The organism is Bradyrhizobium sp. NBAIM01, from assembly GCF_020194115.1.
GTDB lineage: Bacteria > Pseudomonadota > Alphaproteobacteria > Rhizobiales > Xanthobacteraceae > Bradyrhizobium > Bradyrhizobium yuanmingense.
On the sequence record NZ_JADYVU010000002.1, the window covers coordinates 192,232 to 214,646 of the forward strand.

20 protein-coding genes are annotated in these 22,415 nt (G+C 65.7%); 12 read left to right on the plus strand and 8 right to left on the minus strand.

Annotated elements, in window-relative coordinates; all coding sequences use genetic code 11:
- The first annotated feature begins 13 nt into the window (after positions 1-13).
- Together I6F31_RS07255 and I6F31_RS07260 are read left to right on the plus strand one after the other, a co-directional pair.
- Positions 14-1,042: a peptidoglycan -binding protein gene (locus I6F31_RS07255; RefSeq protein ID WP_036021776.1), complete on the plus strand. Its 1,029-nt coding sequence runs from the start codon at positions 14-16 to the stop codon at positions 1,040-1,042.
- Positions 1,042-1,488, plus strand: a complete 447-nt coding sequence (locus I6F31_RS07260; RefSeq protein ID WP_036021703.1) for a GNAT family N-acetyltransferase — start codon at positions 1,042-1,044, stop codon at positions 1,486-1,488. Before I6F31_RS07255 ends, I6F31_RS07260 begins: the two co-directional genes overlap by 1 nt.
- A gap of 31 nt (positions 1,489-1,519) precedes the next feature.
- On the opposite strand, the gene I6F31_RS07265 is transcribed toward I6F31_RS07260, so the two are convergent.
- Positions 1,520-3,370 carry an ABC transporter ATP-binding protein/permease gene (locus tag I6F31_RS07265; protein WP_225185199.1) on the minus strand — a complete coding sequence of 617 codons (1,851 nt, stop codon included), beginning with the start codon at positions 3,368-3,370 and terminating at the stop codon, positions 1,520-1,522.
- A gap of 197 nt (positions 3,371-3,567) precedes the next feature.
- Between I6F31_RS07265 and rpmE the strand changes: the two genes are divergently transcribed.
- Entirely contained in the window at positions 3,568-3,795 is a 228-nt protein-coding gene (gene rpmE, locus I6F31_RS07270) for a 50S ribosomal protein L31 (protein WP_027573780.1), read from the plus strand.
- A gap of 199 nt (positions 3,796-3,994) precedes the next feature.
- Here rpmE and I6F31_RS07275 read toward each other — a convergent pair whose 3' ends face one another.
- On the minus strand, positions 3,995-4,504 hold the full coding sequence (locus I6F31_RS07275) for a DUF1465 family protein (RefSeq protein WP_035998279.1): 510 nt from the start codon (positions 4,502-4,504) through the stop codon (positions 3,995-3,997).
- 602 nt (positions 4,505-5,106) lie between these two features.
- The gene (locus tag I6F31_RS07280; RefSeq protein WP_225111693.1) at positions 5,107-5,298 is read right to left on the minus strand and encodes a DUF1192 domain-containing protein; all 192 of its coding nucleotides are present in this window, start codon (positions 5,296-5,298) and stop codon (positions 5,107-5,109) included.
- A 118-nt stretch (positions 5,299-5,416) separates the two neighbouring features.
- Here I6F31_RS07280 and I6F31_RS07285 point away from each other — a divergent pair, with 118 nt between their 5' ends.
- The gene (locus I6F31_RS07285) at positions 5,417-6,415 is read left to right on the plus strand and encodes an NAD(P)H-quinone oxidoreductase (protein WP_035998275.1); all 999 of its coding nucleotides are present in this window, start codon (positions 5,417-5,419) and stop codon (positions 6,413-6,415) included.
- Between the two features lie 153 nt (positions 6,416-6,568).
- Positions 6,569-9,445: an EAL domain-containing protein gene (locus tag I6F31_RS07290; RefSeq protein ID WP_035998272.1), complete on the plus strand. Its 2,877-nt coding sequence runs from the start codon at positions 6,569-6,571 to the stop codon at positions 9,443-9,445.
- Positions 9,446-9,604: 159 nt separating this feature from the next.
- Here the strand turns inward: I6F31_RS07290 and I6F31_RS07295 are convergent, their stop codons facing one another.
- Positions 9,605-9,868, minus strand: a complete 264-nt coding sequence (locus tag I6F31_RS07295; protein ID WP_035998268.1) for a hypothetical protein — start codon at positions 9,866-9,868, stop codon at positions 9,605-9,607.
- 143 nt (positions 9,869-10,011) lie between these two features.
- On the opposite strand from I6F31_RS07295, the gene I6F31_RS07300 reads away from it, so the two are divergent.
- Positions 10,012-11,508 (plus strand): diguanylate cyclase, encoded by a 1,497-nt coding sequence (locus tag I6F31_RS07300; protein WP_225126385.1) that lies wholly within the window; start codon positions 10,012-10,014, stop codon positions 11,506-11,508.
- Between the two features lie 110 nt (positions 11,509-11,618).
- On the opposite strand, the gene I6F31_RS07305 is transcribed toward I6F31_RS07300, so the two are convergent.
- A complete protein-coding gene (locus tag I6F31_RS07305) occupies positions 11,619-12,494 on the minus strand; it encodes a UTP--glucose-1-phosphate uridylyltransferase (protein ID WP_225126387.1) in 876 nt (291 codons plus the stop codon).
- A 205-nt stretch (positions 12,495-12,699) separates the two neighbouring features.
- On the opposite strand from I6F31_RS07305, the gene I6F31_RS07310 reads away from it, so the two are divergent.
- Both I6F31_RS07310 and I6F31_RS07315 read left to right on the plus strand, forming a co-directional pair.
- On the plus strand, positions 12,700-14,085 hold the full coding sequence (locus I6F31_RS07310) for a lytic murein transglycosylase (RefSeq protein ID WP_225126389.1): 1,386 nt from the start codon (positions 12,700-12,702) through the stop codon (positions 14,083-14,085).
- 170 nt (positions 14,086-14,255) lie between these two features.
- A complete protein-coding gene (locus I6F31_RS07315; protein ID WP_225146405.1) occupies positions 14,256-15,965 on the plus strand; it encodes a DUF459 domain-containing protein in 1,710 nt (569 codons plus the stop codon).
- Between the two features lie 163 nt (positions 15,966-16,128).
- Here the strand turns inward: I6F31_RS07315 and I6F31_RS07320 are convergent, their stop codons facing one another.
- Complete coding sequence (locus I6F31_RS07320) at positions 16,129-16,503, minus strand: CsbD family protein (protein ID WP_035998251.1); 375 nt, start codon at positions 16,501-16,503, stop codon at positions 16,129-16,131.
- Between the two features lie 64 nt (positions 16,504-16,567).
- Entirely contained in the window at positions 16,568-17,305 is a 738-nt protein-coding gene (locus I6F31_RS07325; protein WP_036021684.1) for an SDR family oxidoreductase, read from the minus strand.
- 100 nt (positions 17,306-17,405) lie between these two features.
- On the opposite strand from I6F31_RS07325, the gene I6F31_RS07330 reads away from it, so the two are divergent.
- Together I6F31_RS07330 and I6F31_RS07335 are read left to right on the plus strand one after the other, a co-directional pair.
- Positions 17,406-18,185, plus strand: a complete 780-nt coding sequence (locus I6F31_RS07330; protein WP_074447693.1) for an SDR family NAD(P)-dependent oxidoreductase — start codon at positions 17,406-17,408, stop codon at positions 18,183-18,185.
- Between the two features lie 96 nt (positions 18,186-18,281).
- A complete protein-coding gene (locus I6F31_RS07335; RefSeq protein ID WP_035998242.1) occupies positions 18,282-19,169 on the plus strand; it encodes a TauD/TfdA family dioxygenase in 888 nt (295 codons plus the stop codon).
- Between the two features lie 152 nt (positions 19,170-19,321).
- Here I6F31_RS07335 and I6F31_RS07340 read toward each other — a convergent pair whose 3' ends face one another.
- Positions 19,322-19,966, minus strand: coding sequence for a YqgE/AlgH family protein (locus tag I6F31_RS07340; RefSeq protein WP_035998239.1), 645 nt, complete (start codon positions 19,964-19,966; stop codon positions 19,322-19,324).
- A gap of 142 nt (positions 19,967-20,108) precedes the next feature.
- Between I6F31_RS07340 and I6F31_RS07345 the strand changes: the two genes are divergently transcribed.
- A complete protein-coding gene (locus I6F31_RS07345) occupies positions 20,109-20,948 on the plus strand; it encodes a protein-disulfide reductase DsbD domain-containing protein (RefSeq protein ID WP_035998237.1) in 840 nt (279 codons plus the stop codon).
- An 85-nt stretch (positions 20,949-21,033) separates the two neighbouring features.
- Positions 21,034-22,392, plus strand: coding sequence for a flippase (locus I6F31_RS07350; RefSeq protein WP_225146404.1), 1,359 nt, complete (start codon positions 21,034-21,036; stop codon positions 22,390-22,392).
- Positions 22,393-22,415 lie beyond the last annotated feature (23 nt).

The following is a 22,415-nucleotide window of genomic DNA, read 5'->3' on the forward strand; positions in this document are numbered from 1 at the left end:
GGAGACGGATGACATGGCCCTTGCCCGCGCCCGCCGCAGCGAAGGCGGTCTCAACTACTGGCCCGGCTTCGTCGACGCGCTGTCGACGCTGGTGCTGTCGATCGTGTTCCTGCTGTCGGTGTTCCTCGTGGTGCAGTTCTTCCTGTCGCAGGAGGTCACCGGCAAGGACAAGGCGCTGGAGCAGCTCAACGCCAAGATCGCCCAGCTCAACGAGCTGTTGTCGCTGGAGAAGCTCGGCAAGCTCACCCTCGACGACCAGGTCTCGTCGCTGAAAGCCGGGCTCGCCTCGGCCGAGTCCGAGCGCGACCGCATCAAGGGCCTCTATGACGGCTTGGCTGCCGCCGGCAACGATGCGCAAGGCAAGACCGCCGAGCTCGGCAAGGCATTGGACTCGGAGAAGGCGGTTTCGGCGCGGGCGCTGGCGCAGATCGAGGTGCTGAACCAGCAGATCAGCGCGCTGCGCCGGCAATTGGCGGCCCTGGAGGAGGCGCTCGATGCCTCCGAGAAGCGCGACAAGGAATCGCAGAACCGCATCGCCGACCTCGGCTCCCGCCTGAACGTGGCACTGGCGCAGCGCGTGCAGGAACTGTCGCGCTACCGCTCGGAATTCTTCGGCCGGCTGCGCGCCATCCTCGGCAACCGCCCCGACATCCGCATCGTCGGCGACCGCTTCGTGTTCCAGTCCGAAGTGTTCTTCGACACGGGACAGGCGGTGCTGCTGCCCGAGGGCCGCGCCGAGCTCGACACCTTGGCAGCGGCGCTGATCGAGCTCGACAAGAAGATCCCGAGCGACATCCCCTGGGTGCTGCGCGTCGACGGCCATACCGACGTGCGGCCGGTGAGCGGCGCGAACTTCAGGTCGAACTGGGACCTGTCCGCGGCGCGCTCGATCTCAGTGGTGCAATATCTGGTCTCGCTCGGCGTGCCCGCCCAGCGCCTCGTCGCGGCCGGCTTCGGCGAATTCCAGCCGCTCGATACCGGCAACACCGAGGAGGCCTACAAGCGCAATCGCCGCATCGAGCTGAAGCTGACGGAGCGGTAGTGAGCGCGCTCCACCTCCGCCTTTACCGACCCGAAGACGAAGCCGTCGCGATCGATCTCTGGCATCGCACCTGGCAGCAGGCCTATCCGCAGATCGACTTCGCCGCACGGCTCGAATGGTGGCGCGAGCGCTGGCTGAGGGATCTGGTGCCGAAGGCCCAGATCGTGGTGGCGGAGCAGGGCGGCGCGCTGGTCGGTTTCGTCACCGTCGACGGCGAAGGCTATCTCGACCAGCTCGTCGTCGATCCCGCGCATTGGGGCTCCGACGCGGCAAGGCTGCTGGTCGACGAGGCCAAGCGGCTGTCGCCCTCGGGCGTCACGCTGCTCGTCAACAAGGACAATGCCCGCGCGATCCGCTTCTACGAGCGTAGCGGCTTCGCCCATGCGGGCGACGACGTGAACCCGACCTCGGGGCGGCCGGTGTTGAAGATGGTGTGGAAGGCGTGAGGTCCCCGGTACTTTCCGCCGTGTGAGGCGTCTACGCGCCCTCGAACTGCAGCCGCGCCAGCCGCGCATAGAGCCCGTTCGCCGCGACGAGCTCGGCATGCGTGCCCTGCTCGACGATCCGGCCCTGGTCCATCACCAGGATGCGGTCGCAGGAGAGCACGGTGGCGAGGCGGTGGGCGATGACGAGCGTGGTGCGGTGGCGCATCAGCTCTTCCAGCGCGGTCTGCACCAGCGTCTCGCTTTCGGCGTCGAGCGCGGAGGTGGCTTCGTCCAGCAGCAACAGCGGCGCGTCGCGCAGGATGGCGCGCGCGATCGCGATGCGCTGGCGCTGGCCGCCGGAGAGCGTCACGCCGCGCTCGCCGAGCGCAGTCTCGAAACCTTCGGGCAGGCGGCGGATGAATTCGGCGGCATGGGCGAGCTCGGCGGCGCGCTCGACCTCGGCATCGGTCGCATCGGGCCGGCCGAAGCGGATGTTCTCGCGGGCGCTCGCGGCGAACACCACGGATTCCTGCGGCACCAATGCGATGCGCGCGCGGAAATCGCCGGGGTCGGCGGACTTGACCGGCACGCCGTCGAGCGAGATCGTCCCGCTGCGCGGATCGTAGAAGCGCAGCAGCAGATGAAAGATGGTGCTCTTGCCGGCCCCGGAGGGACCGACGATCGCGACCTTCTCGCCGGGGCGCACGGTGAACGACACGGCGTCGAGCACCTTGACGTCGGACCGCGCCGGATAGGCGAAGCTGACCCGATCGAAGCCGACCTCGCCGCGCGCCGGCACCGGCAGCGCAAGCGGCGTCGCAGGCGCGGTGATCTCGGGCTTGACGTGGAGGATCTCGAACAGGCGCTCGGCCGCGCCCGACGCCGCCGAGACCTCGCCCCAGACCTCGCTGAGCTGGCCGAGCCCCGCTGCGGCGAACACCGCATACAGCACGAACTGGCCGAGCCGGCCCGGCGTGATCGCGCCGGTGAGCACGTCATGCGAGCCGATCCAGAGGATGGCGACCACGCTTGCGAACACGATGAAGATGATGATCGCCGTGAGCACGGCGCGGGCCTGGGTCGAGGTGCGCGCGGCTTCATAGGCCTGCTCGACCTCGCCGCCGAAACGCTTCTCGGCAAATTGCTCGCTGGTATAGGCCTGCACGGTGCGGATCGCACCGACCAATTCGCCGGCATAGGCGGAGGCGTCGGCGAGCGTGTCCTGCGCATTGCGCGACAGGCGCCGCACCCAGCGCCCGAACGCCACCAGCGGCAGCACGATCAAAGGGATGGCCAGCAGCACGAAGCCCGACAGCTTCGGGCTCGTGATCACCATCATCGCCGTCGCGCCGAGGAACATCATCAGGTTGCGCAGCGCGATCGAGACGGAGGCACCGACCGCCGATTTCAGCTGGGTGGTGTCGGCAGTGAGGCGCGAGATCAATTCGCCGCTGCGGGCGGAATCGAAGAAGGCGGGAGAGAGCGACAGCAGATGGGCGAAGACGTCGCGCCGGAGATCGGCGACGATGCGTTCGCCGATCGTCATCACGAGGTAGTAGCGCGCGGCACTGGCGATCGCGAGCACGGCGACGACCGCGAGCATCACCGAGAAGTAGCTGTTGATCAGCTCGATGCCCTCGGGCGTCAGGCCGAAATCGATCATCCGGCGCACCGCGACCGGCACCAGCAGCGTGGTCAGCGCGGCGATCGTGAGCGCGACGAAGGCCAGCGCCGCGCGACCGCGATAGCGGATCACATACGGCGCGAGCGCGAGCAGCGGCCGCAGCTTGGCGCGGCCCTTGGCCGGCGCTTCGATCAGCTCGGCCTCGATCGAGGGATTGTCCGCGGCGTTCATTGCGGGCCGTTCGACATCGTGGTCATCCAGCCGTTCCACTGCGCTCATGAGATCCGACCCGTTGCATTGATCTGCTCCCAATAGGCTGGTGCAGAAGTAGTGGCAAATCCGGGAAGTCCCTTAGGGGCAAACCCGGTCCAGCGCGCGGGCATGGCTTGTTTTGCGGTGTTTCGTGAGGTATAGAGCCGCCCAAATCCGTCATTCGCGAGCCACCCAAGAAGGCGCCGGAGCGCCGAGGAATTGCCATGAAAGCCGAAATTCACCCGAATTATCATACGATTAAGGTCGTCATGACCGACGGAACCGAGTACCTGACCCGCTCGACCTGGGGCAAGGAAGGCGACACGCTGAACCTCGACATCGACCCGAAGTCGCACCCGGCCTGGACCGGCGGCTCCGCCCAGATCATGGACCGCGGCGGCCGCGTCTCGCGCTTCCAGAAGAAGTTTTCGGGCTTTCTCAAGAAGGATTGAGCCGGCCGCAAGGCTGGAGATGAAAACGCCCCCGGGAGACCGGGGGCGTTTTTGTTTTGGGGCTGTCATTCCGGGGCGCGACGAAGTCGCGAGCTACGATGCGCAATTGCGCATCTGAGAATCCATAACCTCGATCGGGAGTATGGATTCCGGGCCCGCGCCAAGAGGCGCGTCCCGGAATTACGATTGTTGATAGACCCTACCGCTCGAACGCGGCCTTCAGCGCGTTGAGGTGCGGCACCAGCGGGTTGCCGATCGTGGCCTGCTCGGCCGGCGGGGTGTGGATCGTGCTGTCGAGGCGGCGGACGCGGGTCTGCAGGCTCATCGAGCGATGGATCAGGTCCTGAAGCTGCGCGGGCAGCTTCTCGATGGTGTCGGCGGGACCGGGATCGGCGGCGGTGAGCTTGACCTTGGTCTTCTCGCGATTGGCCTGGCTTAGCGTCATCTCGCCTTCCTTGACCGCGCGGTGCAGCAGCAGCCAGGAGGCGAGCTGCATCAGGCGCGTGGTGAGGCGCATGCTCTCGGTCGCATAGGTGAGGCTGACGGCGCGGTCGAGCGCCTTGGCCTCGACGCGGCCGGCGCCGTCGAGATAGGCGGCGGTCTCCTCGACGAGGTCCATGCCCTCACGGAACAAATTGCCGAACGCCGCAGAATTGGTGAATCGCTCACTGAGCTGAACGAGCGCGCCGTCGGCCTGCAAACGTTCCATGGTTAACGCCTCTTACGCAACTGTTTGACTGCCCGGCTTTGCCGCCGGCTTATGATGAACAAATCATTGCGCGGGCGGGACGCGGAGTCCAGTGACAAGCGCGGATATGGTTTCTGCGGGTCAATCCTTTCGAATGCAACCGGGATGAGAGGTGCAAACCGGGCAGTGAACGCAAAAAAGAGCCGCCGGAGACCGGCGGCTTTGAAAGTTGATAACAGGGAGGCGTCAAACAGAGTGGACAGGAGCCACTCGGTGTCCAAACGAGGACAGTTCCAGTCATAAACCCGAAAGCTTAATCCGAAGTAAACGAGCTAATTTTTTCAGAGTTCATTAGTCATGTGAGCCAGTGGCCGAGTGTGCTGCGGGAACAGACTCTCCGTCGTCATTCCGGGGCGCGACGAAGTCGCGAGCTACGATGCGCAATTGCGCATCTGAGAATCCATAACCACGAGCGGATGGAACGGCCCGGCTCTCTTGGCGCGCCCTTTTGCAAGAGCCTGGATTATGGATTCCGGGCTCGGCGCTGACGCGCCGCCCCGGAATGACGAGGCGGGGAAAGTTCGGCCCACGCGTCCGGGACGACAGTCGTTGTGCGGCGACCACTACGACTTGAAAATACTGTTCGCCGCATCGCGCGAGGCGCGTTTCTTGGCGGTGGCTTCTTCCAGTCTTGCGATCTCGGTCTTGAGCAGCGCCACGCGCTCGGTCAGTTCCTCCACTGACAAAAGTGAGAGGTCCTGCCCAATTTCATGGCTGATCTTTTTGCGCGGGCGATCGTCCTCTTCTAGCGGCATCGTCGTTGCTCCTCTCGTCCGCGGACCGGACCACACGGCCTAAGGCGGTTGCCAGCCTGCACCGCGCTGGCTAAGCAAGGGCCTCGTTTCCTCCCGCACTTTTGCTCAAGGACACATCATGGACAAGCTGCCCGCGCAAATGACCGTGGTCGCCATCTCCAAGCCCGGCGGGCCGGAGGTGCTGGTGCCGGAGCAACGCAGTGTTCCGCAGCCCGGCCCCGACGAGATCCTGGTCAAGGTCGAAGCTGCCGGCGTCAACCGGCCCGACGTGGCGCAGCGCTCCGGCGCCTATCCGCCGCCGCCCGGCGCCAGCGACCTGCCCGGCCTCGAGATATCAGGCGAAGTCGTCGCGGTCGGCAGCAACGCCAAGCGGCACAAGGTCGGCGACAAGGTGATGTCGCTGGTCGCCGGCGGCGGCTATGCGCAGTACTGCATCGCCCAGGACGCCCAGGCGATGAAAGTGCCGCCGGCGCTGTCGATGAAGGAAGCCGGCGCGCTGCCGGAAACACTGATGACGGTCTGGCACAATGTGTTCGAACGCGGCGGCCTCAAGGCCGGCGAGACGCTGCTGATCCATGGCGGCTCGTCCGGCATCGGCACCATGGCCATTCAGCTTGCCAAAGCCTTCGGTGCGAAAGTGTTCGTCACCGTGGGATCGCAGGACAAGATCGACGCCTGCCTCAAACTGGGGGCCGACCGCGCCATCAACTACAAGACCGAAGACTTCGTCGCCGTGGTGAAGGCGGAGACCAACAACGTTGGCATCAACCTGATCCTCGACATGGTCGCCGGCGACTATGTCGACCGCAACTATGATGCCGCCGCGGTCGACGGCCGCATCGTCCAGATCGCGACCCTCAACGGCCCCAAGGTCAGCGTCAACATCGCCAAGGTGATGGTCAAGCGCCTGACCCATACCGGCTCGACCTTGCGCCCCCGTAGTAATGCGGACAAGGCGGCGATGGTGGCCGCGATCGAGCAGAAAGTGATGCCGCTTTTGCGCGAAGGCCGCGTCAAGCCGGTGATGGACAGCACTTTCCCGCTGGAAAAGGCGGCAGACGCCCACCGGCGCATGGAAACGAGCGCACATATTGGCAAAATTGTGTTGGAGGCCTAGGCCGCTGGCCCACAGGGCAAGCCGGAAACCCTTTGATTTTCCTCGCTTTCGTGGCATCTATCGCGACGCACCGAACCGCATCGGTCCGGTCTGAAATCGCCTTTTAGATTTGCCTTGCACTGACGAGTTTGCGTCGAACGCGGAGAACTGACCTTGCGTCTGATCAGGTGCCTCGCGCCCATCGCGCTGGGCCTCATGATTCTTGTCGCCGCGTATCCTGCGCGCGCGCTCGACGCCGTCAGCGTCCGCAGCGACGCGCCCGCGATCGACCTCACCGGCGTGCTCGAGCATCAGCGCAGCGATGCCGATCGTATCCAGGTCTCCACCGCACCCGGCACCGACGGCATCGTCCGCCGCATCGAGGTGCGCGCCCGCGAGGGCGGACAGAACTGGGTGGTGTTCGCGCTCGCCAACAACACCGACGACCAGCTCGACCGCCTGATCGTCGCTCCGCATTACCGGATCGTCTCCTCGGGATTGCTGTGGCCCGACCTCGGCCTGTCGCGCATCGCGACCATCACGCCCTCGATCGGCGACCGGCCGGAACGGCAGGAAAGCGCCACCGCGGACGTGTTCCGCATCACGCTCGACCCCGGCGCCGTCGTCACCTTCGTCGCGGAACTGCGCACCGACAAGCTGCCGCAGCTCTATCTGTGGGAGCCGGAAGCCTACAAGGACAAGGTCAACTCCTTCACGCTGTACCAGGGCATCGTGATCGGCATCTCCGGCTTGCTTGCCTTGGTGCTGACCATCCTGTTCGTGGTGAAGGGCAGCATCATGTTCCCGGCCGCGGCGGCGCTGGCCTGGGCGGTGCTGGTCTATATCGGCGTCGATTTCGGCTTCTGGGGCAAGGTGCTCGACATGTCGAACAACGCCGAGCGCATCTGGCGCGCGGCGGGCGAAGCGATCCTGGCGGCGACACTCCTGGTGTTCCTGTTCGCCTATCTCAATCTCAGCCGCTGGCACGTGCGCTATTCGCACATCACCGTCGGCTGGCTCGCGTTCCTCGGCTCGCTGGTGGCGCTCGCGCTGTTCGACCCGGCGGTGGCCTCCGGCATCGCCCGCATCTCGCTGGTGCTGATCGCCTTCGCCGGCTTCGCGCTGATCGTCTATCTCTCCACCCACGGCTTCGACCGCGCCGTGCTCTTGATCCCGACCTGGTTCCTCCTCGTGGTCTGGGTGGTCGCGGCCGGCATGACGGTGGCGGGCTCGGTCACCAACGACATCGTCGGCCCTGCTTTGCTCGGCGGCCTCGTGCTGATCGTGATGCTGATCGGCTTCACGGTGATGCAGCACGCCTTTGCCGGCGGCGGCGCCAGCACCGGCGTCGTCTCCGACATCGAGCGGCGCGCTTTGGCACTGGCCGGCTCCGGCGACCTGATTTGGGACTGGGACGTCTCCGCCGACAAGGTGTTCACCAGTCCCGAGACCGAAGCCCTGCTCGGGCTGAAGCGCGGGACGCTGGAAGGCCCGGCCGCCTCCTGGTTAGAAGTACTGCATCCGCTCGACCAGGACCGTTTCCGCGCCGCGCTCGACAGCGTGCTCGACCAGCGCCGCGGCCGCCTGGTGCAGGATTTCCGTCTGCGCACGCCGGACGGCCACTTCATGTGGTTCGCGCTCAAGGCGCGCCCGGTGGTCGGCTCGGACGGCGAGGTCTCGCGCGTGGTCGGCACGCTCACTGACGTCACCGAGCTGCGCAACGCCGAGGAGCGCCTGCTGCACGATTCCGTGCATGACAATCTCACCGGCCTGCCCAACCGGAAACTGTTCATGGACCGGCTGGGCGCGGTCGCGCATTTCGCCAAGACCATGCCGACGCTGCGGCCGACGCTGATGGTGATCGACCTCGACCGCTTCAAGCAGGTCAACGATTCCGTCGGCATCGCGGTCGGCGATTCCATCCTGCTCACGCTGGCGCGCCGCCTCACCCGCATCCTGAAGCCGCAGGACACGCTGGCGCGGATGGCCGGCGACCAATTCGGCCTGATCCTGCTGTCGGAGCAGGACCCGGCCCGCATCACCGCTTTCGCCGAGACCATCCGCAAGACCATCCGCGCGCCGATCGCCTTCAACGACCGCGAGATCTTCCTCACCGCGTCGATCGGCCTCGCGCTGTCCGATCCGCAAACCCAGCTCACGGACGAGATCATCAAGGACGCCGAGCTGGCGATGTATCACTCCAAGCGGATCGGCGGCGACCGCATCGACGTCTACAAGCCGGCGATGCGGGCGCGCAAGACCGACCGCCTGACGCTGGAGAGCGAGTTGCGCCGCGCCATCGAGCGCCAAGAGATCACGATCCTGTACCAGCCGATCGTGCGGCTGGAGGATCGCTCCATCGCCGGTTTCGAGGCCCTGGCGCGCTGGGACCACCCGAAGCTCGGACGCATGGCGCCCTCCGAGTTCATCACCATCGCCGAGGAGACCGGGTTGATCGTCGACCTCGGCATGTTCGTGCTCGACCAGACCGCCAAGCAGCTTTCGGTGTGGCAGCGGGCGATGCGCTCGCGCGAGCCGATCTTCGCTTCCGTCAACGTCTCCTCGCGGCAGCTGCTGCGCCACGATTTGATCCACGATGTCCGTACCGTGCTGTCGCGCTCCTCGGTGGCGCGCGGCACGCTCAAGCTCGAGCTGACGGAATCGCTGGTGATGGAGAATCCGGAGCACGCAGCCCAGATGTTGACCCGGATCCGCGAGCTCGGCACCGGGCTGTCGCTCGACGATTTCGGCACAGGCCACTCCTCGCTGGCCTATCTGCAGCGCTTCCCGTTCGACACTATCAAGATCGACCAGTCGTTCGTACGCACCACCAGCCGCGGCACCCGCCCCGTGATCCTGAAGTCGATCATCGCGCTCGCGCATGACCTCGGCATGGACGTCGTCGCCGAAGGCGCCGAGACCGATTCGGACGCCGTCGAGCTCTACCAGATGGGCTGCGAATACGCGCAAGGTTTTGCCTTCGGCGAGCCGATGGACGCGGACGCGGCGATGCGTCTGCTCACGGAAGTGCGGCTGGAAGCTGCGAGTTGATCTTCCCCTCTCCCCTTGCGGGAGAGGGTCCGCTCGCAAGCGAGCGGGGGTGAGGGGTATCTCTCCCCACGTCCAAATCCATCTGAATGCGCGGAGACATACCCCTCATCCGGCGCTTCGCGCCACCTTCTCCCGCAAGGGGAGAAGGGTAGTCACGCACTAGCGCCGCCGCTCACCCTTCTGCTTCCTGAACCGGACGCTCTGGCCGTCCGGCATGCGTGTCGCCACGAAGCCGGCGGCGAGGCAGGCTTCGCGTTGCGGCATCTGGATGTCGGGGCTGCGAAGGCTGTCCCACCATGAGGCACGCTGGGCCGCGCGCGGCAGCGCCGCGCCGATGATCTCCTCGATCTGCTCAAAGCTCAGCACGAGCTCCTCCTGCTTCTGCCGCAGCAGATAATCGCGCAACGCGTCGTAGTCGTTCACACTCGTCCTCTCGTCCGGGGCGAAGTCAGGCTGCTCAAAACCGTCAGCCGCATAAACCGATTCTTAACTCATTGCGGCAGCGCCGTCGCGGCTTAAACACTACGCAAGCTTTCGGGCGCATCCACTATGGACAGGAGCGAAAAATGTTCTCTGGATGGCGCGACGTTGCGGCCCGCCGGCCGTGGCGGATTTCGGCGAAGCTGCTGATCATCTCGTCCGTGGTGACGGTGATCGGTTTTTCCGCCATTTGCGTCAACGTCATGCTCGACATGCGCCGCGGCGAGGAGGCACTCGCCCGCCAGACGCTGGAGAACCTCGCGACCACGATCGAGTCCGACGTCAGCCGCAACGTCGAGATCTACGATTTGTCGCTGAAGGCGGTGGCCAGCAACATGCTGCTGCCCGAGCTGGCGACGGTCTCAAAGACGATCCGTCACCTGATCCTGTTCGACCACGCAACCACCGCCAAACATTTCGGCGCCATCCAGGTGTTCGACGCCGAGGGCCGGCTGACCATCGATGCGTCCACGCTCGATCCCCTGCCCGAGGACCGCAGCGAGGAGGACTACTTCAAGGTCCACCGGGATAATCCCGGCACGGAGCTGTTCATCAGCCGTCCCATGCTGTTTCGCGGCGCCTACTCGATCGTGTTGAGCCGGCGCATCAGTGACGCTGACGGCGGCTTCATGGGCGTGGTCGCCGGCTCGATCCGCTTCAGCTATTTCCACGAGCTGTTCGATCGGCTCAACCTCGACCCTGAGGACACCATCACCGTGCTCAAGCGCGACCGCACCATCATCATGCGGCGACCGTTCGATCTCGACATCATCGGCACGAACCTGAACGACCGTCAGAACTGGAAGGCCGACAATCTCAGGGTCGGCGCCGCCTATTCGGGACAGGGCCCGGTCGATGCGACCCCGCGGCTCTATGTCCGCAGCAAGAACAATGGTCCGCTGTTCGTGGTCGCCGGCAAGCCTTTGGCCGCGGTGTTCGCACTCTGGCAAAGGGAGGCGCTCCGCATCGGCACCGTGGTGCTGGCGCTCATCCTGTTCGTGCTGGGATCGACCCTCGTGCTCGCGCGCGAGATCGGCCGGCGCGCCGAGGCCGAGCGCAAGCTCGAGGAGTTGGCGACGACCGACGCGCTCACGGGCTTGAAAAACCGCCGCAAATTCGATTCCGTCATCGACGTCGAATGGCGGCGCGCCATGCGCCAGAAGGCGCCGATCGCGCTGCTCATGATCGATACCGATCACTTCAAGGCCTACAACGACACGTTCGGCCATCAGGCCGGCGATCAGGTGCTGGTCGGCATCGCCATCTGCATTTCCGATTCGGTGAGCCGCGCCGGCGATTGCGCGGCGCGCTATGGCGGCGAGGAATTCGCCGTGCTGCTGCCGAACACCTCGGCCACTGAGGCCCACAAGGTGGCGGAGATGATCCGCCTCAAGGTGCAGGGCTGGTCCGACGATCAGGCGATGTCGACGGTGTCCTGCGGCATCGCGAGCCTCGTCCCCGCCGCCGGCATGGACTGGCCGCTACTGGTTGCCGCCGCCGACAAGGCGCTCTACGCCGCCAAGGCCGGCGGGCGCAACCAGTCGGTGGTGGCGAGCCTGCCGCAGCTGTCGCTGGTGGCGTGAGGCGGTCTCTCGCTCTCGTCATTGCGAGGAGCTCTTGCGACGAAGCAATCCAGACTTCCTCAGCGGAAGGATTCTGGATTGCTTCGCTTCGCTCGCGATGACGGCGGGAGCTACTGCCCCAGATACTTCTTCATCTCCGCGACCAGGCCGTCGCGCAATTCCGGCCGCTTCAAGCCATAGGCGATGTTGGCGCGCAGGAAGCCGGGCTTGGAGCCGCAATCATGGCGCTCGCCCTCGAACTCGACGCCGTAGAATTTCTGCGTCTTGGCAAGCCCGATCATGGCGTCGGTGAGCTGGATCTCGCCGCCGGCGCCGCGCTCCTGGGTCTCCAGGATCTTGAAGATCTCGGGCTGCAGGATGTAGCGGCCGGTGATCGAAAGGTTGGAGGGCGCGGTGCCCTTGGCCGGCTTCTCGACCATGCCGTCGACCTCGAACATCTTGCCGTTGCGCTTGCCGACGCCGCAAATGCCGTATTGATGGGTCAGGTGATCGGGCACCGCTTCGACCGCGATCAGGTTGGATTTCTCGCCGAGCGAGGACGCTATCTCGATCATCTGCTTCAGGCAGCCGGGCGTGTTGAGCACGAGCTCGTCCGGCAGCACGACGGCGAACGGCTCGTTGCCGACGATGTCGCGCGCGCACCAGACCGCGTGGCCGAGGCCGAGCGGCGCCTGCTGGCGGGTGAAGCTGACCGCGCCGGCTTCGGGCTGGTTCTGCGCCAGGATATCCTGCTCGGCTTTCTTGCCGCGCGCGGCCAGCGTCGCGTCGAGCTCGAACATCCGGTCGAAATGATCCTCGATGACAGCCTTGTTGCGGCCGGTGACGAAGACAAAGTGCTCGATGCCGGCTTCCTTCGCCTCGTCATAGACGTATTGGATCAGCGGCTTGTCGACGATGGTCAGCATTTCCTTCGGCATCGCCTTGGTGGCAGGCAGGACGCGGGTGCCGAGGCCGGCGACGGGGAATACGGCTTTGCGAATCTTCATGGGATCGATCGAATACCTTGGGGCACATGGGACGGGAGCAATGGCATCCTTGCTAGCCTGTTTGCAGCCGCCAACAAAGGCGGATGTGGGGCCTCGCCCCGACGGAGTTAAGAAAAAGGCCGCCACCAAAATTTCACCTTTGTTAAGCTATTGGCAACGCTAACCAGGCCTCCTGTGGCGGGTTTTTCAGGCCGACGGGTGGAACATGATGCAATCAATGGCGGGACTGGCGACACGGGCTGGCGGCGCGGTCGTTGCGGCCGCTTTGCTGCTGCCGGCCGGCGCACACGCCCAGGCGCAGAACGGCCTGTCCAACCTGTTCGGCGGCATCTTCTCGGGATCGAACCCGGCACCGGCGCAACCCACACCTGGCCCGAGCGGCGCGCCGACGGGTCCATTGCCGTGGAGCGGCGAGGACGGCGCCTCCGGCCATCCCTTGATGACGGCCGCCGCGATCCGCGAGGCTGCCGGCAATTTCAACAATTGCGTCGCTGCGATGTGGCCCGATGCCGCACGACGCGGCGTCACGCAGGAGAACTTTCAGCGCTTCACCGCCGGGCTCTCACCCGACCTGCGCATCATGGACCTCATGGATTCGCAGCCGGAATTCACCAAGTCGATCTGGGCCTATCTCGACATCCTGGTGAACGACAACCGCCTCGCCAAGGGCCGCGAGGTCCTCGCCAAATACAAGACGCAGTTCGACGCCACCGAAAAGGCCACCGGTGTCGACCGCTACATCATCGCCTCGATCTGGGGCATCGAGTCCAATTACTCGACGCAGATCGGCGATCGCAGCGTGCTGCAATCGACCGCGACGCTCGCCTGCATCGGCCGCCGCCAAGCCTATTTCAAGGACGAATTCCTCTCCGCGCTGGAGATCCTCAACCGCGGCGATTTGCGTCCGGAGCAGCTGCGCGGCTCCTGGGCCGGCGCCTTCGGCCCGACCCAGTTCATGCCGACCGCGTTCAAGCGCTTCGCGGTGGACGGCGACGGCGACGGCCGGCGCGACGTCGTCGACAATCCGACCGACCTGATCGCGTCGACCGCCAACAATCTGAAGAAGGACGGCTGGCAGCCAGGCCAGACCTGGGGCTACGAGGTCGTGGTACCGCAAGGCTTCAACTACATGTTGGCCGACCGCGCCAAGGCGATGCCGATCGCGCAATGGGAGAAGCTCGGGCTCAAGCGTCCGAACAACCAGGCCTTCCCGCATCCTGCGGACAAGGCTTACCTCCTGGCACCCGCCGGCGCGCAGGGACCGGGCTTTTTGATGCTGCAGAATTACCGCGTCATCATGAAGTACAACCCGGCGGAAGCCTATGCGCTGGCGATCGGCCATTTCGCCGACCGCCTGCGCGGGGGACAGCCTTTCGTGCAGCCCTGGCCGCGGCAGGAGCGCGAGCTGTCCCGCACCGAACGGCTGGAGCTGCAGCAGCTGCTGGCTCAGCGCGGCTACTACAAGGGCACCCCGGACGGCCAATTCGGCGGCATGACCAGGGAGGCCCTGCGCAACTTCCAGGCCTCGATCGGGGTCCCCGCCGACGGTTTTGCCTCCTCCGACGTGCTGGACCGGCTGCGCGGGCGGTAAAATCGCGCTCGAAGTAACCTTGAAGGGGGATTTTGGCTGATAGCCTTGACCGGGACTGGTGTTCCCCGGTCTATGGACAAGAATCTGCGATGGAATTTGCCCGTTTGGCGCCTGATTCCGTTATTATATTGAGCTAACTCCGATCCCCCATTGCGCGTGCCCGAGATCGCATGTCGAAGAAGTCCCTGTTCAAGGCGCTGACCGAGACCGGCCCGTTGATCGCGCTGGGGACGGCGCTTGCGATCCTGGTGTCGGTGGCGGCACCCGCTTCGGCGCAGTTCTTCAACTTCCCTGGCTTCGGCGGTCCGCCGCAGCGTTCGGCCCCACCACCGCCACCACGGGGCGGCGGAGGTGGCGGATGGTTCGGCGGCGACTTCTTCGCACCCTTCCAGCCGCCGCCGCAGGCGCCGCGCCAGGATTTTTCACGCGCGCCGGCACCGGCCAAGCGCGACACGATTCCTGAGAAGAACGTGCTGGTGATCGGCGATGCCATGGCCGACTGGCTCGCCTATGGCCTCGAAGACGCCTACGCCGAGCAGCCCGACATGGGCGTGATCCGCAAGCACAAGACCACGTCCGGCCTGATCAGGTACCAGCCCAAGGGCGAGCCCGCGGACTGGGCCGCGGCGGCCAAGGGCATTCTCGAGACCGAAAAGCCCGACGTGATCGTCGTCATGCTCGGCCTCAACGACCGCGTCGCGATCCGCGAGCCGGCCGCCGACAAACCCGACAAGCCGGCCGCGGAGAAGGACAAAGATAAGAAGAACGACAAGGGTGCGCGCGCAAAGCCGCAAGGCAAGCCCAGCGACGCCAAGCCCGGCGACAGCGCCGCCAAGCCGGACGATAAGCCTGCCGACGCCGACCTGCCGCAGGACGACGCCGACAATGCCGACACGCCGGCAGCCGCGCCGGAAAAGACCGCGCGCAATCCGAACGGCCTCTACGAATTCCGTGACGAGCGCTGGGTCGAGCTCTACGGCAAGAAGATCGAGGAGCTCGCGGCCGTCCTCAAAACCAAGGGCGTGCCGGTGCTCTGGGTCGGCCTGCCCGCGGTCCGCGGACCGAAGGGCACCGCGGACACGCTGTTCCTGGATTCGCTGTACCGTGAGGGCGCGGCCAAGGCCGGCATCACCTATGTCGACGTATGGGACGGCTTCGTCGACGAAGCCGGCCGCTTCCTGCAGAAGGGCCCGGACTTCGAAGGCCAGATCCGCCAGCTCCGCAGCTCCGACGGCATCTATTTCACCAAGGCCGGCGCGCGCAAGCTCGCGCATTATGTCGAGCGCGAGATCACGCGTCTGCTTGCCGGACGCTCCGGCCCGATCGCGCTGCCGAGCGAGCCCGCGACGCCCGACACCAGCGCCGAGCCGGGCAAGCCCGCGCCGCGGCCGTTGGCCGGACCGATCGTGCCGCTGGTTGCAGCCTCGATCTCGACCGATCAATTGCTGGGCGGACCGGGCACGCGTCCCGCCGCCGTCGATGCGCTCGCCGCCAAGACCATGGTAAAGGGTGAACCGCTGGCAGCCCCGGCCGGCCGCGCCGACGATTATGCCTGGCCGCGCCGGGAAGTCGGCCGCGAGCAGGCCAAGGGCGATACGCCGATGGCGGCAACGACGCCGGACGGCGGGGCGGCTCAGGGCGCACCGGGCGCCGCCGCCGCGATCGCACCGCCAAAGCTCGCGCCGAAGAAGCCGCAGGTCGCCCCGCAACTGCCGGCCCAGGCAACGCCCACATTCCGTGATTTCTTCGGCTTCGGCTCGCCACAGCCCCCGCCGCCGCGCCAAATGGCGCCGCCGCCCGGGCCGCGCAATCCGAATCCCAATCCTGGGATCCCGCGTCCGCCGGCTAACGTCGGCCGTTCCGCCGAGATGTTCCGGTAAGGTAAGATCTCGTGTCCCGGACGCAACGCTGCACCTTCTGGTGATGCGGCGCAGAGTCGGGACCCAATTCGTGCGGCATTCAGAAAAGATGGCCCCGGCTCAGCGATGCAGCGTCTCACGCTGCATCGCTGAGCCGGGGCACGCGTGACAGGCGTTTCGGCAACTAGCCGTAATAGCGCCAGCGTGACGGCGGGCGGCGGGCAGGACGCGACATCAGCAGCGCCAGCGCGAAGCCGATGCCGCCGGCAACCAGCAGCGCGCCGAGCGGATTGTCCTGCACCTTCTGCGCAATGGCCTTCGAGCCGTCGCGGAAAGTCTCACCACTGTTCTCGTAGGCGTCCTTGGCATAGCCCGCGGCGGTGTCCGTGGCGTCGCGCACGGCATCCTTGGCCTGGCCGTAGAGATTCTGCACCGTGCCCGCGGCTTCCCGCGCCTTGCCCGACGCCTGCGTCTTGGCATCGCCTGCCATGTCTCCGATCGCGCCTTCCGCGCGTCCGGCATATTCCTTCGCCGATCCAACAATCCGATCCGTGTCCATGATGATCCTCCTCGGTGGTCAGCCGAAGTAACCGATCAGACGCAGCGCGGTTCCTTAGGCTCTCCTATAGAATCAGGCCGCCATCGACGACCAGCGTCTGGCCGATGATGTAGGACGACAGCGGCGAGGCCAGGAACAGCGCCGCGCCCGCCATGTCGGCCGGCGTACCCAATCGCCGCAGCGGGATGCGTGCGAGCGCGCCTTCGAGCCGCTTCGGATTGTCGGTCGTCACCTTCGTCATCTTGGTGTCGACGAGCCCTGGCGCGATGCCGTTGACGCGGATGCCGTCCTCGGCCCAGGCCTCGCCCAGCGTCCGCGTCAATCCGACCGCACCGGTCTTCGAGGCATTGTAGGCGGGATTGCCCATGGTGGAATGATAGGCCGCGGTCGAGGACACGATGATCAGCGCGCCCTTCGCGTCCCGCAACATGGAATGAAAGCGCGTCGCGCAGGCCATCAGGCTCATCAGATTGATCTCGACGACCTTGCGGAAGCCCGCCATCTCGAATTCGCCGCGGCGGTAGATCACCGCGCCCTGCGCGAGCACCAGGATGTCGAGACGGTCGAACGACGGCTTGAATGCTTCGATCGCACCGGAATTGCCGACATCGAGCTGCGCGTAAGCAAGACCTTCGAGATCGGAGCCTTCGTCGGCTGAATATTCCGTTGCGCGAGCACGCGTGCCGCAGACGGCAACAGCTGCGCCCTTGGCGCGAAAGGCCTGCGCGATGCCGTTGCCGATGCCGCTGGAACCGCCGACCACCAGCACCTGCTTGCCTGAGTAATCGAGCTCATTTGCCATTGTCGGCCTCCCCTTTTGTTTTCTGCTTGTTTGACCTGTCTGCGGATCGATGCCAGCCTTGTCAATCACAACAAGAACCAGTTCGGCGCGAGGGAACAGCATGTCCGACGTCAGGGAGCTCAGCCGGTCCGTGAAGGGGCTCACCGTGCTCGTCACTGGCGCAGCCAGCGGCATGGGGCGCGCCACAGCGCGCGTGTTCGGAAACGAAGGTGCGAACGTCGCCGTCACCGATTTCGACGAGCAAGGCGCGCAGGACGTCGCCAGGGAGATTGCGGCAAGCGGAGGCGCGGCAAGGGCGTGGAAGCTCGACGTCGCCGACGGCGGCGAAATCAAACGTGTGGTCGGCGATGTCGCCGCGCATTTCGGCGCCCTCGACATCGTCGTCAACAATGCCGGCATCTCCGTGCGCGTCGCGATCGACGATGAGGGCTACGAGGACGCCTGGGCGAAGGGCATCGCCGTGATGCTGACGGCGCACCCACGCATCATCCGCGCCGCGCTGCCGCACTTGCGCAAGTCGAAGAGTCCCCGCATCGTCAACATCGCCTCGACCGAGGCGCTCGGCGCCACCGCATTGCACAGCCCGTATTCGGCCGCGAAGGGCGGCGTCGTGAGCCTCACCCGCTCGCTGGCGGTGGAGCTCGGCCGCGAGGGCATCACCGTCAACTGCATCTGCCCCGGACCGATCCGCACAAAAATCACCGACCGCATCCCGGAGGAGCACAAGACCATCTACGCCAAGCGCCGCACCGCACTCGGCCGCTACGGCGACCCTGAAGAGGTCGCGCATATGACGCTGAGCCTGTGCCTTCCGGCGGCGTCCTTCCTCACCGGCGCGGTGATCCCGGTCGATGGCGGGCTGATGGCGCGGAACGCGTGAGAGCCATGCGCGCGGCGCGTTGACATCGCCGGATGCGGGAGTCATTTTTTCCACAAACAGAGCGGGGAAACCGCTCGTAGATGCGGGAGGAACGCAATGACCATCGCCATCCGGCAGCTTCAGAAACATTTCGTCGGCGAGGTGTCCGGCCTCGACTTGCGCAAGCCGCTCACGCCGGATCAGGCGCGCGAGATCGAGGCCGCGATGGACAAGTACGCGGTGCTCGTCTTCCACGACCAGGACATCACCGACGAGCAGCAGATGGCATTCGCGCTGAATTTTGGCCAGCGCGAGGAGGCGCGCGGCGGCAACATCACCAAGGCGGATGAACACCGCCTCACCTCAGGCCTGAACGACGTCTCCAACCTCGGTAAGGACGGCAAGCCGCTGCCCAAGGACAGCCGCGCCAATCTGTTCAACCTCGGCAATTGCCTGTGGCACTCGGACAGCTCGTTCCGTCCGATCCCCGCAAAATTCTCGCTGCTATCGGCGCGCGTGGTGAACCCGAAGGGCGGCAACACCGAGTTCGCCGACATGCGCGCGGCCTATGACGCGCTCGACGACGAGACCAAGGCGGAGATCGAGGATCTCGTCTGCGAGCATTCGCTGATGTATTCGCGGGGATCGCTCGGCTTCACCGAATACACCGACGAAGAGAAGGAGATGTTCAAGCCGGTGCTGCAACGGCTGGTGCGCACGCACCCCGTGCATCGCCGCAAGTCGCTGTATCTGTCATCGCATGCCGGCAAGGTCGTCGGCATGAGCATGCCCGAGGGGCGGCTATTGCTGCGCGATCTGACCGAGCACGCCACGCAACCCGAGTTCGTCTACGTGCACAAATGGAAGCTGCATGACCTCGTGATGTGGGACAACCGCCAGACCATGCACCGCGTCCGCCGCTACGACCAGTCCCAGCCCCGCGACATGCGCCGCGCGACGGTGGCAGGGACGGAGCCGACGGTGCAGCAGCAGGCGGCGGAGTAGGCCGGGTCGGAGTAGCCACAAATTCGGTCGTCGTCCCGGACAAGCGGAGCGCTGGGCAACGCGTAGCGTTGTCCGGCGCGAAGCGCCGATCCGGGACGACAGCGGAGAATAACTGAGGGCAGTGGAGAGTGTGGCAATAGCGGCCGATAACGCTACGCGTGCCCGGCCTCGTTCGAGAGCATACCGGGGTCGATGCCGATCTTCTGCAAAGCGCGATTGTACTTGTCCTCGACGTCGTCGCCGAAAATCAGATCCGCGTCCGCGTCGCAATGCAGCCAGCCGTTGCTCTGGATCTCCGTCTCGAGCTGGCCCGGCGCCCAGCCGGCATAGCCGAGCGCGAGGATGGCGTGCTTGGGGCCGGAGCCGTTGGCGATGGCGCGCAGAATGTCGACCGTCGCGGTCAGGCAGACGCCGTCATCGATCCGCAGCGTGGCGTTCTCGATGTAGAAGTCGCTGGAATGCAGCACGAAGCCGCGCCCGGTGTCGACCGGCCCGCCCCGCAGCACCTTCATACTTTCGGCATTCTCCGGCAGCTTGATGTGCTCGCCCTTCTTGATGATGCCGAGCTGCTGCAAGAGCTCGGGGAAATCGATGCTGCCGGCGGGGTGGTTCACGATGATGCCCATCGCCCCCTCCGCCGAATGGGCGCAAAGATAGATCACCGAGCGCTCGAAGCGGGAATCGCCCATCACGGGCATTGCGATCAGGAGCCGGCCGTCGAGATAGCCGCCGGAACTGGGCAGCGCGGCGCCCGAGCTGCGGGTGCTTTCGCCCGTCCTCTTGCCTGTGGGAGCCATCGCTCGAGCACTCCGGTTTCAATTCCTATCCTGATGTCGGGCCGGGCGGCTGTCAAATCAAGGGTTGCGGCGAGTTGATTCGGGTGCATCCATCACAAGCAATTCAATGGTTTGGCCCTGGGTGACCCTGTAAAGACGTGCCATGTCCAGCATTGTTCCCCTGCGTGCGGCGATTGGCGTCGCGACAACCCTGCTCGCGTCGTCGTTGGCTATCGCGGCCCGTGCCGATGACGCATCGCCTTGGCAGCGCGATGGACATTCCGCGGTGCGGCTCCTGGCGGGCTCGCGCAGCGGCGCGGTGCTGCTCGGCGGTATCGCCTTCCAGCTGCAGCCCGGCTGGAAGACCTACTGGCGGTCGCCCGGCGATTCCGGCGTTCCCCCCCGGTTCGACTTCTCCAAGTCCGACAATGTCGAGGCGGTGACGGTGATGTGGCCGGCACCGCTGAAGTTCGATGACGGCGCGGGCGGCCATTCGATCGGCTATCGCGACCAGGTCGTGCTGCCCCTGCGCATCGTCGCCAAGGCCGCGGACAAGCCGGTGACCTTGAGGGCCGAGATCAACTACGCGGTGTGCGAGAAGCTCTGCATTCCCGTAGAGGCCAGCGCCGAGCTCGGCTTCAACAGCGTCGCCTCGACCGAGGACGCGAACTTGCGTGCCGCGCTCGACACCGTGCCGAAGCCCGCCAATATCGGCGACCCCAACCCGCTCACCATTCGCGACGTCAAGCGGGACGGGCCCAAGAACGTAGTGGTCGATGTGGTGGCGCCGGACAGCCGCAAGGTCAATCTGTTCGTGGAAGGCCCGACGCCCGATTGGGCGCTGCCGATTCCGGCGCCGGTGCAGCCCAGCCCGCCCGGGGTCGTGCGCTTCTCGTTCGAGCTCGACGGGCTGCCGCCGGGCGCCAAGCCCGAGGGCGCGGCGCTGAAGTTCACGCTGGTCGGGCCGGAGAAGGCGTACGAGTTCAACACGAATTTGAACTAGCGTCCGCCCAACCGAATCTTAACGAATGGTTGCTAATCCCTCGCCTGCCGCTGCAGGTCGCTGGGGATTGTTCGAATTGGCCGTGATGGATGCACCACCCGCAACGACCGGACCGGCCGGGCTGGTCGCGCGGCTGCGTGCCAAGCTCGCGGGCGGATCGAGCGAGGCGTCGCTGACGCGGCGGCTCGCCGGCACCATCTTCATCATTCGCGTCATCAGCGCCGGCCTCGCTTATGTCTCGCAGGTGCTGCTGGCGCGCTGGATGGGCACGTCCGATTACGGCATCTACGTCTATGTCTGGACCTGGGTGCTGCTGCTCGGCAGCATGATGGATTTCGGCATCTCGGCCTCCGCGCAGAAAATCATTCCGGAGTACCGCGCCAACGGCGCGCACGCGCTGCTGCGCGGCTTCCTGTCCGGCAGCCGCTGGCTGACCTTTGCCGTGTCCACGCTGACGTCGCTCGGCCTTGCTGGCATCGTCAAATTGCTGTCGCCCTGGATCGATCCCGCCGAGGTGCTGCCGCTCTATATCGGCTGCATGACGCTGCCCGCTTTCGTGGTCGCCAACACCCAGGACGGCATCGCGCGCTCGCACGACTGGGTGCAACTCGGCCTGATGCCGCAATTCATCATCCGCCAGGCGCTGATCATCGGCATCACGGCGCTCGCCTTCCTGCTCGGCTATCACCTCGGCGCCGTCGCCGCGATGGTCGCAAGCCTTTGCGCGGTATGGATCGCGATGGCCGGGCAGATGGTGGTGCTGAACCGCAAGCTCGCCGATCACATCACACCGGGACCGAAGGCCTATGACGTCAAGGGCTGGCTCGCCGTCTCGCTACCGATCCTGCTGGTCGAGAGCTTCTACCTGCTCCTGTCCTACACCGACGTGCTGGTGCTGCAGCAATTCCGTCCCTCGGACGAGGTCGGCGTCTATTTCGCCGTGGTGAAGACGCTGGCGCTGGTCTCGTTCATCCACTACGCGATGTCAGCCACGACGGCACACCGCTTCGCCGAATACAATGCCAGCGGCGACAAGGCGCGCCTGTCGGCCTACGTCGCGCATGCCATCACCTGGACGTTCTGGCCGTCGCTGGCCGCGACCATCGTGCTGCTCGCGCTCGGCAAGCCGCTGCTCTGGCTGTTCGGGCCGCAATTCACCGTCGGCTACGACATCATGTTCGTCGCCGCGATCGGGCTCGTGGTCCGCTCTGCGATCGGGCCGGTCGAGCGCCTGCTCAACATGCTCGGCCAGCAGAAGATCTGCGCGCTCGCCTATGCGCTAGCCTTCATGATGAACCTCGTGCTCTGCATCGCGCTGGTGCCGCGCTACGGCGGCCATGGCGCCGCGGCTGCAACCTCGATCTCCCTCACCTTCGAGACGGTGCTGCTGTTCTGGATCGTGCGGCAGCGGCTGGGGCTGCACGTGCTGGCGTTCGGACGTTAGCCATCAGCTTGAGATGATTGGAA

Coding starts and splice junctions, on each gene's coding strand:
- I6F31_RS07255 (WP_036021776.1), top strand. CDS start 14: ATGGCCCTTGCCCGCGCCCGCCGCAGCGAAGGCGGTCTCAACTACTGG.
- I6F31_RS07265 (WP_225185199.1), bottom strand. CDS start 3,370: ATGAGCGCAGTGGAACGGCTGGATGACCACGATGTCGAACGGCCCGCA.
- rpmE (WP_027573780.1), top strand. CDS start 3,568: ATGAAAGCCGAAATTCACCCGAATTATCATACGATTAAGGTCGTCATG.
- I6F31_RS07275 (WP_035998279.1), bottom strand. CDS start 4,504: ATGGAACGTTTGCAGGCCGACGGCGCGCTCGTTCAGCTCAGTGAGCGA.
- I6F31_RS07280 (WP_225111693.1), bottom strand. CDS start 5,298: ATGCCGCTAGAAGAGGACGATCGCCCGCGCAAAAAGATCAGCCATGAA.
- I6F31_RS07285 (WP_035998275.1), top strand. CDS start 5,417: ATGGACAAGCTGCCCGCGCAAATGACCGTGGTCGCCATCTCCAAGCCC.
- I6F31_RS07300 (WP_225126385.1), top strand. CDS start 10,012: ATGTTCTCTGGATGGCGCGACGTTGCGGCCCGCCGGCCGTGGCGGATT.
- I6F31_RS07305 (WP_225126387.1), bottom strand. CDS start 12,494: ATGAAGATTCGCAAAGCCGTATTCCCCGTCGCCGGCCTCGGCACCCGC.
- I6F31_RS07310 (WP_225126389.1), top strand. CDS start 12,700: ATGATGCAATCAATGGCGGGACTGGCGACACGGGCTGGCGGCGCGGTC.
- I6F31_RS07315 (WP_225146405.1), top strand. CDS start 14,256: ATGTCGAAGAAGTCCCTGTTCAAGGCGCTGACCGAGACCGGCCCGTTG.
- I6F31_RS07320 (WP_035998251.1), bottom strand. CDS start 16,503: ATGGACACGGATCGGATTGTTGGATCGGCGAAGGAATATGCCGGACGC.
- I6F31_RS07325 (WP_036021684.1), bottom strand. CDS start 17,305: ATGGCAAATGAGCTCGATTACTCAGGCAAGCAGGTGCTGGTGGTCGGC.
- I6F31_RS07330 (WP_074447693.1), top strand. CDS start 17,406: ATGTCCGACGTCAGGGAGCTCAGCCGGTCCGTGAAGGGGCTCACCGTG.
- I6F31_RS07335 (WP_035998242.1), top strand. CDS start 18,282: ATGACCATCGCCATCCGGCAGCTTCAGAAACATTTCGTCGGCGAGGTG.
- I6F31_RS07340 (WP_035998239.1), bottom strand. CDS start 19,966: ATGGCTCCCACAGGCAAGAGGACGGGCGAAAGCACCCGCAGCTCGGGC.
- I6F31_RS07345 (WP_035998237.1), top strand. CDS start 20,109: ATGTCCAGCATTGTTCCCCTGCGTGCGGCGATTGGCGTCGCGACAACC.
- I6F31_RS07350 (WP_225146404.1), top strand. CDS start 21,034: ATGGATGCACCACCCGCAACGACCGGACCGGCCGGGCTGGTCGCGCGG.